Below are 16,505 nucleotides of genomic sequence, written 5' to 3' on the forward strand. Positions count from 1 at the left end.
GACCGAAAGAAGGCCCGGGTCAGAGAAATCTGGCTCGGGCCTTCGGTGTATCAAGGGCTGGCCTCGACCTCGTACGCTGCGGGTAACCCCCTCCGAGGAGCAGTCGTGAGACATCCGGCAGAGACCAGCAGGTTCTTCCACATCGCGATCGTGGCCACCTTCTTCGGCGTGCTGGGCGTCGCCGGGTCCGCCAGCGAACCCGGCAGCGCGTTCAGCCCGTTCGCCGGGGTGCTCGGCTGGGTGCTGCTGGCCATCGGTTTGATCAACTTCGCGGTGCACGCGGTGGCACGGCTGCTGTTCGACCACGAGATGTGGCGTAACACTCATTTCACCGAGATCGTCGACTCCGCGGACTGAGCCGGTCACCCACCGTCGAACACGGCCCGAAGTTCGCGTTCGCCCCAGCCGGGCACCGAAGTTCCGGGTAAGGGGAGGCGCCGCCGGGAACCGCCTACCCGATGGGCCGTAAGCAGGGCAGGCATGCCCACTCATCCGATGGTCACGCGGACCGAACGATTTTCATAATGGCCGCTTAACCCGCCTACGGTGAGTAAGCTTGGCCGCCGTAAGCCCCCTCACCCCAGACGAAGAGCGAAATTCTGCCCCGTGCCCCTTCCTCGCATCGTTGATGATGTTTCCGTAGCACTGCGAACCTCCCGCAGCGCGGTGGAAGCCTGCAATGCCACGGTCTCCGTGCTCAGCCGGCACACCCCCGCCCTGATCGAGGCGCTGCTGCATGTGAAGGATCAGCTCCGGTGCGTCTCGGCGAGCGGAGCCTGGCAGGTGTTCTCCGCCGTGCCGCTGGGCCACGGCGTGGTCGGCCGGGTGTACGCCAGCGGCAAGGCCGTCACCATCCTCGACGTCGCCAACGACCCGGACTACATCCGGCTCGGGCCACCCATCACGTCCGAGATCTGTGCGCCGATCATCGACCGGACCGGGCACCCGGTCGGCGTGATCAACGCCGAGTGGGCCGAGGCGCAGCCGCTGGACGGCTGGGCGGACACGCTCACCGAGGCCGGGCGGCTGCTCGGCGCGCGCCTGTCCGAGCTGGGCGGGCCGCCCGCAGAGACCCGCAGTGAGCAGCTGCTGCGCCACGCGCTCGCGCTCACCAACGCCGAGACCGACGCCGACGTGCTGGTCCGTGCCTGCCGCGCGGCCCGGGAGGTGACCGGCCTGGCCGCCGCCGTGCTGCTGCGGCCCGCCCCGGACCTGCTGCCCGAGGAGCAGGAGCTGCGGGTGGTCATCGCGGCCAGCTCCCCGGAGCCCCGGGACCGGCCGCTGGTCGCCCGGCTCGCGCAGATCGATCCCGACCGGCTCGCCGCGCTGCTCGACGAAGCCTGCCGGTACGGGGCCTCGTACACGCTCGGCGACCCCGCGGTGCTCGACGCCCGCGGGTTCGAGGCGCTGACCGCCGCCGGGGTGCGCACCATGATCGCGGTGCCGCTCGGGGCCGGCACACCCGTGGTGTCCTCGTCGGTCGGCGCGCTGGTGGTGCTGGACGAGACCGCGATCGTGCCCGACAGCGCGCTGGTGAACCTGCTGGAGCTGCTGGCGGCGCAGGCCAGCACCTGCCTGGAGAAGCTGAGCACGCTGCGCCGCCTGCATCTGCAGGCCAACTCCGACCCGCTGACCGGACTGGGCCACGGCGGGCCGTTCGGCGACCGCCTGGCCAACGCCACCCCCGGCCGGACCGCGTTGCTCGCCATCGACATCGACCAGTTCAAGTTGGTCAACGACACCTTGGGCCACGCCGCCGGCGACCGGGTGCTGGTGCAGATGTCCAGCGCGCTGCAGCAGGCGCTGCGCCTCGGCGACGAGCTGTTCCGCGTGGGCGGTGACGAATTCGTGGCCGTGGTCGACGTGCCCAGCGCCGCGGAGGCGCTGCTGGTCGCCGAGCGCCTGGTCGCGGCGGCGAGAGCCACCGGACGCACGATCAGCGTCGGTGTGGCGATCCAGGGCGAACTGGAGCCGCCGGAGGCCGCGATGTACCGCGCCGACCAGGCGCTGTACGCCGTGAAGCGCAACGGCCGCAACGGCGTGCGCCTGGCCCCGTAGCCACCCGATCCCGCGCTGTTGCACGCCCGGAACGCTTCGCCCACCGTGAAACTGCTGGATCTAGATGAGTTGTGGTCGCCCCGACGACCACAACTCATCTAGATCCGAAAATCGCCACCCACCAGCGCCGCCCCAGACCGCCATGCGGGTGCGCTGCTGCGTTGGTGCAGCTCAACGCATGTCAGACGTTAAGAAGGGCACCTTCTACAACGCGGAGCGTTAAGAAGGTGCCCTTCCTTTGCCTTGGGTCAGCGGGAGAGGTCGGCGGCGAGGAGTTCGGCGATCTGGGCCGTATTGAGGGCGGCGCCCTTGCGGAGGTTGTCGCCGGTCACGAAGAAGTCGAGGGCGCGGGGGTCGTCGACGGCGCGGCGGATGCGGCCGACCCACGACGGATCGGTGCCGACGGCGTCGATGGGCATCGGAAACTCCCCCGCCGCCGGATCGTCCACGACGATCACGCCGGGCGCTCCCTGGAGCACCTCCCGGGCCCCGATGGCGTCGACCTCCGAACCGAAGACCGCGTGCACGGCGACCGAGTGCCCGGTGACCACGGGCACGCGCACGCACGTGGCGCTGACCTTCAGGTCCGGCAGCCCCAGGATCTTGCGGGTCTCGTTGCGCATCTTCAGCTCTTCGCTGGACCAGCCGCCGTCCTTCAGCGAGCCGGCGAACGGCACCACGTTCAGCGCGACGGGCGCCGCGAACGGGCCCAGCTCGTCGCCGACCGCGTGCCGCACGTTGCCCGGCCGGGTGCCGAGCACCCGGTCCCCGGCGACCTTGGCGATCTGGTCGTGCAGGGTGTCCACGCCGATCTGCCCCGCCCCGGAGACGGCCTGGTACGAGGCCAGCACCAGTTCCTTGAGGCCGTACGCGTTGTGCAGCGGGGCGATCGCCACGATCATCGCCAGGGTGGTGCAGTTGGCGTTGGCGATGATGCCCTTGGGCCGGTTGCGGATCTGCGCCGGGTTGATCTCGGGGACGACCAGGGGCACGTCGGGGTCCATCCGGAACGCGCCGGAGTTGTCGACCGCGACCGCGCCGCGGGCCGCCGCGATGGGCGCCCAGTAGGCGGAGACCTCGTCGGGCACGTCGAACATGGCGACGTCGACGCCGTCGAAGGCCTCCTCGGTGAGCGCGACGACCTCGACCTCCTGGCCGCGCACGAGCAGGCGGCGGCCGGCCGAGCGCGCGGACGCGACCAGCCGGATGTCGCCCCACACGTTGCGGCGGTTGCTGAGGATGTCGAGCATCACCGTGCCGACGGCACCGGTCGCCCCGACGACGGCGAGGGTGGGCAGTTTGTGGCTCATGCCTTCTCCTCGCTCCAGGTGCGGCCGCCGGTTCGCTTGTTTCGCGGGTTCATCGCGCTACCGGCCGGTCCCGGCGTACACCACGGCCTCTTCGTCGCCGCCGAGCTCGAACGCGTCGTGCACGGCGCGCACGGCGGAGTCGAGGTCGGTGTCGCGGCAGACCACCGAGATGCGGATCTCCGAGGTCGAGATGATCTCGATGTTGACGCCCGCGCGGGCCAGCGCCTCGCAGAAGGTGGCGGTGACGCCCGGGTTGGAGCGCATGCCCGCGCCGACCAGCGAGATCTTGCCGATGTGGTCGTCGTAGAGCAGGCCCTTGAAGCCGACCCGCTCCTGGATCTTCTGCAGGGCGGCCATCGCGGTGGGGCCGTCGTCCTTGGGCAGCGTGAAGGAGATGTCGGTGCGGCCGGAGGCCTCGGTGGAGACGTTCTGCACGATCATGTCGATGTTGATCTCGGCGTCGGCCAGCGTGCGGAAGATCGACGCGGCCTCGCCCGGCTCGTCCGGCACGGAGACGATGGTGATCTTCGCTTCGTTCCGGTCGTGCGCGACGCCGGTGATGAGTGCCTGCTCCACGGAAAGGTCCTCCATTGATCCCGTCACCAGGGTGCCGGTGTTGTTCGAGTACGACGAGCGGACGTGGATCGGCAGCCCGAACCGGCGGGCGTACTCCACGCTGCGCAGGTGCAGGATCTTGGCGCCGGACGCGGCCAGCTCCAGCATCTCCTCATAGGTGATCTGGTCGACCTTGGCCGCGTTGGGCACGATGCGCGGGTCGGCGGTGTACACGCCGTCCACGTCGGTGTAGATCTCGCAGACGTCGGCCTTCAGCGCGGCGGCCAGCGCCACCGCGGTCGTGTCCGAGCCGCCACGGCCGAGCGTGGTGATGTCCTTGGTGTCCTGGGCGACGCCCTGGAAGCCGGCCACGATCACGATCGCGCCCTCGTCGAGCGCGCCGCGCAGGCGGCCCGGGGTGACGTCGATGATGCGCGCCTTGCCGTGCACCGACGTGGTGATGACGCCGGCCTGCGACCCGGTGTACGAGCGCGCCTCGTAGCCCAGGTTGTGGATGGCCATGGCGAGCAGCGCCATCGAGATGCGCTCGCCCGCGGTGAGCAGCATGTCGAACTCGCGGCCGGGGGGCAGCGGGCTGACCTGGTGCGCCAGGTCGATCAGCTCGTCGGTCGTGTCGCCCATCGCGGAGACGACCACGCAGACGTCGTTGCCGGCCTTCCGCGTCGCGACGATGCGCTCGGCGACCCGCTTGATCCGCTCAGCGTTGGCGACTGACGAGCCGCCGTACTTCTGCACGACGAGGGCCACGGTTGCACGGCTCCTCTCCACCTCAGGGACTAAAGACGCTTCAGCTTAGCGGCGGCTCCCGCCGCTCCTCGCCGGTCGATCCCAGCTGTCGGGCAGCGCCGCCGAGAAAGTCCGAGATCCTCTTTCGTACGGCTTCCGGCGCCGTGCAGTCACCCGACTCCCCCGCATCGCCGCCGCAGGATTTAACGCCTGTGACGCGCACCACAGACCGCGCGTTGCCTGCTCATCACGCGATCTTGTGTAGGCCGGGGCGCGTCATACCGGAGATGACGCGCGCCGGGTTGAGAATGGGCGCGTGCGCCGGGCTGTCCTCTCCCTCTGTCTCATCGCCGCCTGCTGGTCGGTCTCCGCCTGCGGCGGCGACACGCCGGAGACCACTCCGACGTCGGCCGCCCCGGTCTCCACCGCGCTCCCCGAGCCGGCCGGGGCCCGGGCGCAGCTCGCCGCCCGGGCGGCCGCCGCCAAGGACCTGCGCCAGGTGGCCATGTACACCTTCAAGAGCCCGAAGCGCCCCGACCGCCGCGTGGTGGTCACCCGGGCCGTCGACGGCACCTGGCGCATCGACGTGCCCGGCGGGGCGCACGGCGGCGCGGTGGACATCGCGCTGGTCTTCGCGGCGAACACCCTGCACCAGTGCGCGCTGGCGGCGGGCAACCACCCGTACTCGGGATGCGTGAAGATCAACGGGGCGCTGCCGGCGAAGGCCGACCTGAAGATCCAGCACCTGATCACGGACTGGCAGAACATGCTGACCGACCGGCGGCTCGCGATCGCCGTGGCCGAGGTCGCCCCGCTGCCCGGGGCTCGCGGTAAGTGCTACTCGGTGGAGTCGTCGGCGGCCAGCATGACGCTGCCGCTGGACGCGGGCATCTACTGCTACGAGACCGACGGCACGCTCACCGCGGCCAAGGTCGCCTTCGGCACCCTGCTGCTGGAGGGGACCCCGGGGTTGGCTCCGCCCTCGGTGCAGCTGCCCGGCCCGGTGGTGCCCGGCAACCCGCTGCCGCTGAACGCGCCGCCGTCCCCGAAGCCGTCCACCAGCACTTCCGCCTCCCCCTCGCCGAAGGCCTGACGCCTCTAGCAGAGTTCGGCGCGATCCGTCGCCCCGCAGCCCGGGATGTGTGGATCGGGTGAAGGAAAGCGCCGGATGGTGGATATCGGCTGGAGAAACCCGGCCGACTCAGGCTGGAATCGGTGGCATGGCCCTGCGTGACAACCTCATCCCGCCGCCCGGACTCCCCCGCCGTCTCGCCACCCAGAACCTGCTCTTCGGCGTCGGCGCGGGAACCTTCCTCACCGGCAGTGCCGTCTTCTTCACCCGGGTGGTCGGCCTGCGGCCGCACGAGATCGGCATCGGGTTGTCGCTGGCGGCCGCGATCGCGCTGGTCACCGCCGTGCCGCTGAGCGCGCTGACCGACCGGTTCGGCGCCCACCGGATGTGGACCGGCGGTGTCGTGGCCCAGGGGCTGCTCTTCGCAGCCTGGCCGTTCGCGCGGGGCTTCTGGAGCTTCCTGCTCGTCATCGCCTGCCTGGAACTGGTCGCCACGGTCGGGCAGGCCGGGCGAAACGTGTACCTGATCGAGGCGCTCGATCCCGAGACGCGGGTCCGCACGCAGGCGTTCTCCCGCTCCTGGCTGAACGTGGGCTGGTCGCTGGGGGCCGGGCTGGCCGCGCTGGCCCTGGCGATCGACACCACCCCGGCGTACTACACGCTGGTCCTGCTCAACAGCGCGCTGCTGCTGGCCAACGCGTACTTCATCGGCCGCCTGCCGCGCGTGCCGCGTTCCGCGGCCGCCGGGGCCCGGCGGCGGGTCGGCGCGGTGTTCGCGGACCGGCCGTTCCTCGCCGTCACCGCGGTATGCGCCGTGCTGACCTGCTACATGACCGTGCTGATGGAGGTGGCCCCGCTGTGGCTGCTGCACCGGACCGACGCGCCGAAGTGGTGGCTCGGCGTGATGACGGTGACGAACACGCTCATGGCCACGACGCTGCAGGTCGCGGTGACCAAGGGGGCGCACACCATCGGCGGGGCGGCGGCGGCCTCCCGCCGGGCCGGCCTGGTCGCCGCGCTGGGCTGCCCCGTCTACCTGCTCACCGGGGCCACCAGCGGCGTCTGGACCATGGTGCTGCTGGTGCTGGCGACGATCCTGCTGACCATGGCCGAGCTGTGGCAGTCGGCCGGCGCCTGGACGTTCATGGCCGAGCTGCCGCCGGCCGACCGGCGCGGTGAGTACGTCGGCGCGTTCCGGATGGGCGGCTCCGCCCAGTCCATGATCGCCCCGGCGTCGCTGATCGCGCTGGCGGTGACCTCGGGCGGCTGGGGCTGGTTCGCCATCGCCGGGCTGTTCCTCGGCGCGGCACTGCTCATCGGGCCGGCGGCCCGGCGCGCGGCCCGGTCCCGCGAGCAGCTGGCCGGCGTGCCGGCCCCGGTGCCTGCCTGACGGGACACGGTGTCCCATTTCGTGGACATCGAGCCCGGACGGCGATCTATGGGCGTACAGTGGCCCCCATCATGTGCTGCGTGAGCCTCCTGCTTCGCCGCCGCGACGAGGTCTGACCGACCGGCACCTCGTCGCGGAGTAGCGACGTGCGCTCGCCCGCTGGTCCCGCCACGTTTTTCTGTTTGCCGGAAGAAGTTGCCGGTTCAACGAATCTGATGACGGCCGATGTTCCTTTGGGCACAATCCGCCGCCGGACCACGCGTGAAACACATGATGTCAAGGAGCATGGAAGCCATGTCTGCTGCTGCTCAGCGCCCCAGCAAGATGCCGTACCAGCGTTACCGCGGCTACCACGTACAGTTCCAGGTAGAGGTGCCGGACCGCGCCTGGCCGACCCGACGCGTGACCGCCGCCCCGCAGTGGTGCGCGGTGGACCTGCGCGACGGCAACCAGGCCCTGATCGACCCGATGTCGCCCGACCGCAAGCGCCGCATGTTCGAGCTGCTGGTGCGGATGGGATACAAGGAGATCGAGGTCGGTTTCCCGGCCGCCAGCGAGACCGACTTCTCGTTCGTACGGCAGCTCATCGAGGAGCAGCTGATCCCGGACGACGTGACCATCCAGGTGCTGGTCCAGTGCCGCGAGCACCTGATCGAGCGCACCTTCGAGAGCCTGCGCGGCGCGAAGCGGGCGATCGTGCACTTCTACAACTCGACCTCCACGCTGCAGCGCGAGGTGGTGTTCGGCCTGGACAAGGACGGCATCACCGCGATCGCGACGGACGGCGCGCGGATGTGCCAGAAGTACGCGGAGATCATCACCCCGGACACCGAGATCCGGTACGAGTACTCCCCCGAGTCCTACACCGGCACCGAGCTGGAGTACGCGCTGGAGGTGTGTTCGGCGGTCATCGAGGTCATCGACCCGACGCCGGACCGCCCGCTGATCATCAACCTGCCCGCCACCGTCGAGATGGCGTCGCCGAACGTGTACGCCGACTCGATCGAGTGGATGGACCGCCGCCTGCCGCGCCGCGACTCGGTCATCCTGAGCCTGCACCCGCACAACGACCGGGGCACCGGCGTCGCCGCCGCCGAGCTGGGCCTGCTGGCCGGCGCGGACCGGATCGAGGGCTGCCTGTTCGGCAACGGCGAGCGCACCGGCAACGTCGACCTGGTCACGCTGGGCCTGAACCTGTTCAGCCAGGGCATCGACCCGCAGATCGACTTCACCGGCATCGACGAGATCAAGCGCGCCGTGGAGTACTGCAACCAGCTGCCGGTGCACGAGCGCCACCCGTACGCAGGGGACCTGGTCTACACGGCGTTCTCCGGCTCGCACCAGGACGCGATCAAGAAGGGCCTGGACGCGCACGCCCGCAAGGCGACCAAGGCCGGGGTGCCCGTCGAGCAGTTCGAGTGGGCGGTGCCGTACCTGCCGATCGACCCGAAGGACCTGGGCCGCTCGTACGAGGCCGTGATCCGGGTGAACTCGCAGTCCGGCAAGGGCGGCGTTGCCTACATCATGAAGTCCGAGCACCAGCTGGACCTGCCGCGCCGCCTGCAGATCGAGTTCTCCGGCGTGATCCAGCGCCGCACCGACGACGCCGGTGGCGAGGTCACGCCCGCCGAGATGTACGCCGCGTTCGCCGACGAGTACCTGACCGACCGCCGCCTGGCGGTGCGCTCGTACTCGGTGGCCACCGTCGACGGCAAGGTGGAGCTGGTCGCCGAGGCCGATCTGGACGGCGGTGCCTGTCGCCTGACCGGGGTCGGCAACGGCCCGATCGACGCGTTCATCCATGCGCTGAGTGACCACGGGGTGAGCGTGCGGGTGCTGGACTACGCCGAGCACGCGCTGACCTCGGGCGGTGACGCGCAGGCCGCCGCGTACGTCGAGTGCGACGTGGACGGCGAGACCCGCTGGGGCGTCGGCGTCGACGCCAACATCGTCACCGCCTCCCTGAAGGCCGTAGCCAGCGCCGTCAACCGCCACTAGCCCCGAAGGCGAAGGAAGGGCACCTTCTACACGGACGTCCGTTATGAAGGTGCCCTTCCTTTCTTTTTGGTCAGGGGCAGCGGCCGCGTTGGAGGACTTGGGGGAGGTGGCCGGTGCGCTGGGCGGGGGTGGGGGCGCGGCCGGGGCGGTCGAGGCGTACGCCGCCGCAGACGAACAGGGCCAGCACCGACGCGAGGACGAACACCGCGGCGCACCACATGCCGGACTGGTAGAAGGCCGCGCCCAGGGCGGCCGCGTTCTCGTAGTCCTCGCCGGACAGGCCGACCACCAGCGGCAGCGCGGCCACGGCGAGCAGTGACCCGGCTCGGGCCGCGGTGTTGTTGACGCCGCTGGCGACCCCGGCGAAGCGCACGTCGACGGCGGACAGCACGGTCGCGGTCAGCGGCGCGACGAGCAGGGTCAGGCCCAGGCCGAAGACGAGCACGCCCGGCAGGATCCCGGTCCAGTAGCTCACCCCAGGCGTCATCGTGCGGATCATCAGCACCCCGGCGGCGCAAAACAGTGGACCGAGCGTGAGTTGCAGCCTCGGCCCGAATTTGGTCGCCATGGCCCCGGACAGCTCCGAGCCGACCAGCATCAGCAGGGTCATCGGCAGGGTGGCCAGCCCGGCCTCCAGCGCGTCGTAGCCGAGCCCGGTCTGCAGGTAGATGACCAGCAGGAAGAAGAAGCCGCCGAACGCGCCGTAGGTCAGCACCGTGTAGAGGTTGAGCACGGAGAACACGCGGGAGCTGAACAGCCGCAGCGGCATCATCGCGGCCGCCGCCCTGGCCCGCTCCACCAGCAGGAAGCCGATCGCCCCGGCCAGCCCGACCACGAACGCGCCCAGCACCGGCAGCGATACGAACCCGTGCTCCGGCCAGGCGATCAGGCCGTAGGTCACCCCGCCCAGCGCGGCCGCGCCGAGCGCCGCTCCCGCCACGTCGAAGTGGTGCGCCACCGCGCTGTCCCGGCTCTCCGGGACGTACCTGCGGCTCAGCCAGACGATCACGGCGGCCAGCGGCACGTTGATCAAAAATATCCAGCGCCAGGAGACCTGGTCGATCAGCACCCCGCCGATGAAGGGGCCGAGGGCCATTGTCGCGCCGGCCAGCCCGGACCAGGCGCCGATGGCGCGGGCCCGGTCCTGTTCCTGGAACGACGACTGCAGCAGGGCCAGCGAGCCGGGTGCGAGCAGAGCTCCGCCCACCCCCTGCAGCACCCGGGCCGCGATGAGCGTCTCGACGTTCGGGGCGATCCCGCACACCAGGGAGGCCAGGGTGAACCAGACGACGCCGGTGACGAATATCCGACGCCGCCCGAGCCGGTCGCCCAGCGCTCCGCCGAGCAGCACGAACGCGGCCAGCGTCAGGGTGTACCCGTTGATCACCCACTGCAGCTGGGCCAGGCTCGCGCCCAGCTCGCGCCCGAGCGTCGGCAACGCGACGTTGACCACGGTGGAGTCGAGGAAGGCCATGCCGGAGGCCAGCACCGCCGCGGCGAGCGTGCCCCGCCCCGCGGCGCTGCTCATCCGCAGCCCGGCCGCCTCCATTCGGTCCATTGTCGTCCCCGGGCCGCCCGCCGCGCCGCAGAACGCGAAGGTGAGGGTTCGAAAGAGTTCCCGATTCTCTGTGCGAAGGTACTGAAACATCGTCATGTATGGTGACTGTGTGTTGTTTCGCCTGCTGCCGGCCGACCGTGAGGTCGCCTCGCCTCCTGCGTGTTCCGGGCCGTGCCGGCCTGGCGTGTGGGCCGCTGCGTTAGGGAGCAGGCGGGCGTGAAGAGGTTCGAGCCGCGGGCTGGTTTCGTGGTGCAGGCGTACCGGTTCGCTCTCGACCCGAACGTGGGTCAGGAGCGGGCGTTGCGTTCGCATTGCGGTGCGGCGCGTGCCGCCTACAACTGGGCCGTGTCGTGGGTGACCGCGACGTGGTGGCAGCGCAGGGCCGAGCAGTCCTACGGGATCGCAGAGGAGGACCTCACCCCGTGGCGGCCGTTGTCGCTGCCTGCGCTGCGGAAGGTGTTCAACGAGGTCAAGCACACCGACCCACGTTTCGCCGCCTGGTGGGCCGACAATTCCAAGGAGGCCTACAGCACCGGGCTGGCGAATGCGGCGGCAGCGTTCGACAACTACACCAAGTCCAAGCAGGGTGCCCGTGCGGGCCGCCGGATGGGCGGGCCGAGGCGTAAGTCCAAGCGTAAGGCTCGGTTGTCGTGCCGGTTCACGACCGGGGCGATCCGCGTGGAGCCGGACCGGCGGCATGTGACGCTGCCGCGACTGGGCACGATCCGCACCCACGAGAACACCCGCAAACTCGCCCGCCGCCTCGCCGCGGGCACGGCCCGGATCCTGTCCGCGACCGTCACCCACGCACGCGGCCGCTGGTTCGTGTCGTTCCAGGTCGAGGTAATGCGCGACGCGCGCACCCCGGCCCAGGCCGACATGGTCGTCGGTGTCGATCTCGGGGTCAAGCATCTGGCGGTGCTGGCCGACAGCACCGGGCGGATCACCTACGTGCCGAACCCCGGCCACTTCGATAACGCCCTGGCGAGGCTGCGTCGGCTGTCGCGGCGGGTCTCCCGACGTCAGGGCCCGGACCGGCGCACCGGCCGCACCCCGTCGCGGCGGTGGGTCAAGGCCGACGCCGAGCGCAACCGGGTCCACCACCAGGTCGCGAACCTGCGCACCGACGCCCTGCACAAGCTCACCACCAGGATCCGGGCCGGGCATCACACGGTGGTGGTCGAGGATCTGAACGTCGCTGGAATGCTGTCCAACCGCCGCGTGGCCCGCAAGGTCGCCGACGCCGGGTTCGGGCAGATCCGCCGCCAGTTGACCTATAAGGGCGAGTGGGCCGGTGGGGTCACGGTGAAGGCCGACCGCTGGTACCCCTCGTCGAAGACCTGCTCGGACTGCGGTGCAGTGAAAGCCAAACTGCCGCTGCACGTCCGGGTGTTCACTTGCGAACAATGCCCTTTGGTGATGGACCGCGATGCCAACGCGGCCCGCAACCTCGCCGCTTTGGCGGCGGCAGTCAAGGCTGGTACCGGAGTGGCCGGAGACCAGGACGCGAAAGCGTCGAACCCCCGTGGAGCCGACCGTCAGACCCGCGCCACCACCCGACCCCGCAAGCGGCCGGGTGGGCGGGCAGGTGGCGCAACCCCGCACCAGCGGACAGAAACGGGGATCCTCGCCAAACCGAAGCGGTGACGCTCCGGCGAGGCAGGAACCTTCCCGACCGAAAGGCCGGGATTGCTGACATCCGACTATGGATTCAGCAACGGATACGTGGTGATGGTGAGGACTGCTCGTATGGTGAGCGGGTGCGATCCCCCAAACCCCCCAGACGTGCCAGAGTTCTCCTACTCCTGGTGGCGGCCGTCGCGGCCGCCGCGACCACCACCGCGTGCGACCCGGTCGACAGCGGTCCCGCCAACCCGGCGGGTCCCGGCGGCGTCAACGTCGACCCGAACGCGGGCAGCAACGCGCTCGCTTCGCTGTCCAACCTGAAGGTCGCCGCCGCGCGGCCGATGACCGGGTACACGCGCGAGAAGTTCCCGCACTGGAACAAGGCCGGGTCCAACTGCGACGTGCGGGACACCGTGCTGGCCCGCGACGGCAAGAACGTCAAGCTGGACGGCTGCAACGTCACCGGCGGCGAGTGGTCCAGCGTGTACGACGGCCTGAAGACCACCGACCCGCTCAAGGTCGACATCGACCACATGGTGCCGCTGGCCAACGCCTGGCGGTCCGGGGCGGACGAGTGGACCAACGAGAAGCGCTCGCAGTTCGCGAACGACCTGGACCGGCCGCAGCTGTTCGCGGTGTCGGCGACCAGCAACCGGTCCAAGGGCGACCAGGACCCGTCGACGTGGAAACCGCCAAGCAAGGACTATTGGTGCACTTATGCGCAACAATGGATCACGGTGAAGACCCATTGGAAACTCACCGTGACCACGGCCGAGAAGGCCGCCCTGACCGACATGCTGGGGACCTGTGTATGAGTGAGCGCAGCGAGCGAATCATGAGCACCGGTGGTCATGCGGTGAAGCCGCGAAGCGGGTTCACCGCATGACCGGGTTGACCACGGACATCATGGCCGGGCCTGGCGGCGTCATGACCGACGAGGTGGGCGTGGTCACCGGTGAGCTGACGCTCGCCACGGAGCTGGGCGGCGACGGCACCGCCCGGCTCCGCGTGCAGTACCTGGGCGCCGAGGAGTGGTACACGGTGACCGGCGCGACCGTGCCGGTCACCGACCCCGCCCAGGCCCTGCACCTGCTGGCCGTGGGCCTGCTGAACCGCCCCGAGGGCTGAGCGGCCCTCAGGCCCGATCGGCGGCCCGCTTACGCAGGGCCAGCGCGACGCTGGTCCCGACGATGAACAGAGCCAGCAGGGAGTACGCCAGGATGCCGGTCACCTCGTCGATGAAGCTGTACGGCTCCTCGCCGGCCAGGTCGTCCCGCACCGCCACCGGCACGTGCTCGGGCTCGGTCAGCCCGACCGCCTGGTTCTCGCCCTCGGCCCCGTCCGCGTTCGGGGCCGGGTCGGCGGCCACGGCCCGCGGCGCGGGTGCGGCGAACACGTCGCTGCGGGTGCCGGGCAGGTGCCGGGTGCAGCGGCCGGTGTCGTACACGCAGACCATGTAGACGGCCAGGTTGTCGGTGACGATCCGGTCGTACGCGCCCTCGACCGTCATCGCCACGTGCGGCTCCGCGGGAGACGCCCCGGCCAGGCGCATGGTGAAGGCGAGCCGCCGGGACTGCCCCGCCGGCAGCTCGACGAGGCAGGCGTCGCCGTCGTCCTCGGGGCAGTCGGACCAGGTCACGTCCTCGAACCCGGTCGCGACCGGATCGGCGATCCGCAGCCGGGCGTGGGTCGGGCCGGTGTTGCGGTAGAGCACCCCGAGGTGCGCGGTGTCCCCGGTGTGCAGGTCCACCCGTGCCTGCTCGGCGGTCGCCGTGACGTCGACGTAGGGCGGCGGCGAGACCGCGACCGCGAACGTGCCGGACGCCGCGGGCACCCCGACGCCCCGGGCGCTGACGGACACCGTGCCCGCCGCGCCCTCCGGGGCGTTCTTGCGGGCCCGCAGGTCCAGCCGGACGGAGAAACCCTGCCCGGGGCTGATCCGGTCGACCTTGCAGGTGGCCGTGGTCTTGGTGTGGTCGCACCAGTCCGCCGACGCGAGCTCGACCCGCTGGGCGAGCCCTCCGGTGAGCCGTACCTGCAGCACCACCTTGCTCAGGTCGTGGCCGGTGGTGTTCTTCAGGCTGACCGCGGTGTCGCCGCCGCCGAGTTCGGTGGCCCCGGCCGCGGCCGGCACGTCGAGCTTGAGCCCGTCCGTGGCCGGGGCGGCGGCTGCGGGCAGGCCGGCGGCGAGGCCGAGCGCGGCCCCGAACGCGACGGTCATCCAGGCACGAACCACGATTCCCCCATCGAGCGCGGCACGTCGCCCGTGCGCGCGGCGCGGCCCGCACGACGCGGGTCGATTTGCTTTGGCAAGGTGGCAGGCTACCGCGTATCAGTCGACAAGCGGACATTCCGCCCTAAACGACACGCGACGTTCCCGCGGGGGGACCAAGCCGGCCCGGCTCAGGTGAACAGCGCCGCGGCGAAGTCCTCGTCGGTGAGCGGGCTGGGCGTGATGCCGATCAGGTTCTTGTCCAGCACCAGCGCGTCCGGCCCGTGCGCCAGCGGCACGGCGGGCAGCAGCTCCAGCAGCCGCGCGTTCAGCTGCTCGTACAGCGGGCGGCGCCGGCCCGGGTCGCCGATCCCGTCGACCTCCTTGAGCCGGGCGAACAGGTCGGCGTCGGTGAACCCGAACTCGGCGTTGGGCTTGGCGAACAGCTGGCCCATGAAGTCGTACGCCTCGCCGTAGTTGCCGGTCACGCCGTACAGGTGCAGGTCGTGGGCCTTGCCCTTGGACACCGCGTTGAGGTAGTTCGGCGTCCAGCGCAGCTCGATCCCCTCGACCTCGATCCCGGCCGCGCGCAGGTCGGCGGCGAGCAGCTCGAAGATCTTCTTCGGATCGGGCAGGTACGGCCGGGTCACGTCCCGCGGGTAGTGGAAGCGCAGCTTCAGCCCGCCGCCGTAGCCCGCGGCGGCCAGCAGCTCCTTCGCCTTGGCCGGATCGTGCGGGTAGGCCGCGACGTCGGGGTTCCAGCCGGGGAGCAGCTCGGGATGGAAGTTCAGCGCGAGCTTGGCGCCCTCCGGGAACGCCTCGGCTAGCAGGCGCTGCCGGTCGACGGCGTACGCGATCGCCTGGCGCACCTCCGGTTTGGCCAGCGCCGGGTTGCCGCTCTGGTTGATGCCCAGGTAGAGCGTGTTGAACGCGGGGCGGGTGAGCACGTGGAAGCCCTGCTCGGCCAGCGGCTTGCGATCCTCGAACGCGACCAGGTCGTATCCGTCGATCTTCCCGTCGAGCAGCGCCTGCTTGCGCCGTGCCGCCTCGACGGTCTGGAAGACCAGGTGCTTCACCTTGGCCGCGGTGCCGTGGTAGCCCTCGAACGCCTCCAGCTCCACCTTGCGGCCCGGCTTGTCCCAGGACACGAAGCGGTACGGCCCGGTGCCGACCGGGCTGTTGCCGTACGCCGGGTAGCGGCTGCCCGCGACGGGCTTGTCCGCCAGCTGCTCGCGCAGCGCCTTCGGGCTGGAGATGGCGAACGACGGCAGGGTGAAGGCCGCCGGGAAGCGGCTGCTCGGCCGGGTGAGCGCGATCTGGGCGGTGGCCGGGTCGGCCGCCGTGCACGACTTGAACAGGCTCGCCCCGAGCCGGCTCGACGCGTTCTTGGCGAAGCCGCCGAAGACCGCCTGCCAGGCCGCGCTGACGTCGCCCGCCTGCAGCGCGGCCGGGAAGCGGTGCCAGCGCTCGAAGTTGGCGCAGACCGCCGCGGCGTCGAAGGCGGTGCCGTCGTGGAACTTCACCCCCTGCCGCAGGCGGAAGGTCCAGACCGTGCCCGTGCCGTCGACGGAGAAGGTCTCCGCCAGGCCCGGGGCGGCCACCGCGGCGCCCGGCTCGGCCTGCACCAGGGTCTCCAGCACCTGCCTGGTGATGCGCAGCGACTCGGCGTCCGGTGACAGCGCCGGGTCCAGGATCCGGATCTCGCCCATGGCGAAGACCAGGGTGTCCTCGGTGCTCACCGCCGGGGGCGCGCTGGACGCCGGGGCCGCCGGGCCGCCGTCGCCGCCGGTGCAGCCGGCGGCGAGCAGCAGCGCCGCAGCCGTGGCCGTCGCCGACCAGATCCGCCACCGTCGCGCGCGCATCGCGGCCACCTCTGTCCTATATGCGTGATTACTCGACGACGCAGGGTCACCCAGGGCCGACCCTAACGGCCGTCGATGTGTGCCCGCACGGGCGAGCGGGCAAGTGATACCGAACCG

At 70.9% G+C, this 16,505-nt stretch carries 12 protein-coding genes and 1 pseudogene; 8 read left to right on the forward strand and 5 right to left on the reverse strand.

Features of this window, described 5'->3' with window-relative positions; genetic code table 11:
* Positions 1 to 105 precede the first annotated feature (105 nt).
* Entirely contained in the window at positions 106 to 357 is a 252-nt protein-coding gene (locus tag Cco03nite_RS35915) for a hypothetical protein (protein ID WP_203698476.1), read from the forward strand.
* A gap of 249 nt (positions 358 to 606) precedes the next feature.
* On the forward strand, positions 607 to 2,058 hold the full coding sequence (locus Cco03nite_RS35920) for a diguanylate cyclase (protein WP_203698477.1): 1,452 nt from the start codon (positions 607 to 609) through the stop codon (positions 2,056 to 2,058).
* A gap of 248 nt (positions 2,059 to 2,306) precedes the next feature.
* Here Cco03nite_RS35920 and Cco03nite_RS35925 read toward each other — a convergent pair whose 3' ends face one another.
* On the reverse strand, positions 2,307 to 3,368 hold the full coding sequence (locus Cco03nite_RS35925) for an aspartate-semialdehyde dehydrogenase (protein WP_203698478.1): 1,062 nt from the start codon (positions 3,366 to 3,368) through the stop codon (positions 2,307 to 2,309).
* Positions 3,369 to 3,425: 57 nt separating this feature from the next.
* A complete protein-coding gene (locus Cco03nite_RS35930; RefSeq protein WP_203698479.1) occupies positions 3,426 to 4,691 on the reverse strand; it encodes an aspartate kinase in 1,266 nt (421 codons plus the stop codon).
* Positions 4,692 to 4,986: 295 nt separating this feature from the next.
* Here Cco03nite_RS35930 and Cco03nite_RS35935 point away from each other — a divergent pair, with 295 nt between their 5' ends.
* The 3 genes from Cco03nite_RS35935 to leuA all read left to right on the forward strand — a co-directional run bounded on the left by Cco03nite_RS35935 (position 4,987) and on the right by leuA (position 9,130).
* A complete protein-coding gene (locus Cco03nite_RS35935) occupies positions 4,987 to 5,763 on the forward strand; it encodes a hypothetical protein (RefSeq protein ID WP_203698481.1) in 777 nt (258 codons plus the stop codon).
* A 127-nt stretch (positions 5,764 to 5,890) separates the two neighbouring features.
* Entirely contained in the window at positions 5,891 to 7,132 is a 1,242-nt protein-coding gene (locus Cco03nite_RS35940; protein ID WP_203698482.1) for an MFS transporter, read from the forward strand.
* 294 nt (positions 7,133 to 7,426) lie between these two features.
* Positions 7,427 to 9,130, forward strand: a complete 1,704-nt coding sequence (leuA, locus tag Cco03nite_RS35945; RefSeq protein ID WP_373314409.1) for a 2-isopropylmalate synthase — start codon at positions 7,427 to 7,429, stop codon at positions 9,128 to 9,130.
* A 70-nt stretch (positions 9,131 to 9,200) separates the two neighbouring features.
* Here leuA and Cco03nite_RS35950 read toward each other — a convergent pair whose 3' ends face one another.
* Positions 9,201 to 10,679: an MFS transporter gene (locus tag Cco03nite_RS35950; RefSeq protein WP_203698504.1), complete on the reverse strand. Its 1,479-nt coding sequence runs from the start codon at positions 10,677 to 10,679 to the stop codon at positions 9,201 to 9,203.
* Positions 10,680 to 10,904: 225 nt separating this feature from the next.
* On the opposite strand from Cco03nite_RS35950, the gene tnpB reads away from it, so the two are divergent.
* The 3 genes and pseudogenes from tnpB to Cco03nite_RS35965 form a co-directional block, all read left to right on the forward strand.
* A complete protein-coding gene (gene tnpB / locus Cco03nite_RS35955) occupies positions 10,905 to 12,335 on the forward strand; it encodes an IS607 family element RNA-guided endonuclease TnpB (RefSeq protein WP_203698484.1) in 1,431 nt (476 codons plus the stop codon).
* 161 nt (positions 12,336 to 12,496) lie between these two features.
* Positions 12,497 to 13,129 carry an HNH endonuclease family protein gene (locus Cco03nite_RS35960; protein ID WP_239167936.1) on the forward strand — a complete coding sequence of 211 codons (633 nt, stop codon included), beginning with the start codon at positions 12,497 to 12,499 and terminating at the stop codon, positions 13,127 to 13,129.
* A gap of 79 nt (positions 13,130 to 13,208) precedes the next feature.
* A pseudogene (locus Cco03nite_RS35965) lies at positions 13,209 to 13,442 on the forward strand (hypothetical protein); the annotation flags it as partial.
* Positions 13,443 to 13,449: 7 nt separating this feature from the next.
* Here Cco03nite_RS35965 and Cco03nite_RS35970 read toward each other — a convergent pair.
* A complete protein-coding gene (locus Cco03nite_RS35970) occupies positions 13,450 to 14,550 on the reverse strand; it encodes a hypothetical protein (RefSeq protein ID WP_203698486.1) in 1,101 nt (366 codons plus the stop codon).
* A gap of 167 nt (positions 14,551 to 14,717) precedes the next feature.
* Entirely contained in the window at positions 14,718 to 16,388 is a 1,671-nt protein-coding gene (locus tag Cco03nite_RS35975; protein WP_203698488.1) for an ABC transporter substrate-binding protein, read from the reverse strand.
* Positions 16,389 to 16,505: the final 117 nt, after the last annotated feature.

Origin of the sequence: Catellatospora coxensis (assembly GCF_016862635.1) — a bacterium.
In the GTDB taxonomy this organism is placed as follows: domain Bacteria; phylum Actinomycetota; class Actinomycetes; order Mycobacteriales; family Micromonosporaceae; genus Catellatospora; species Catellatospora coxensis.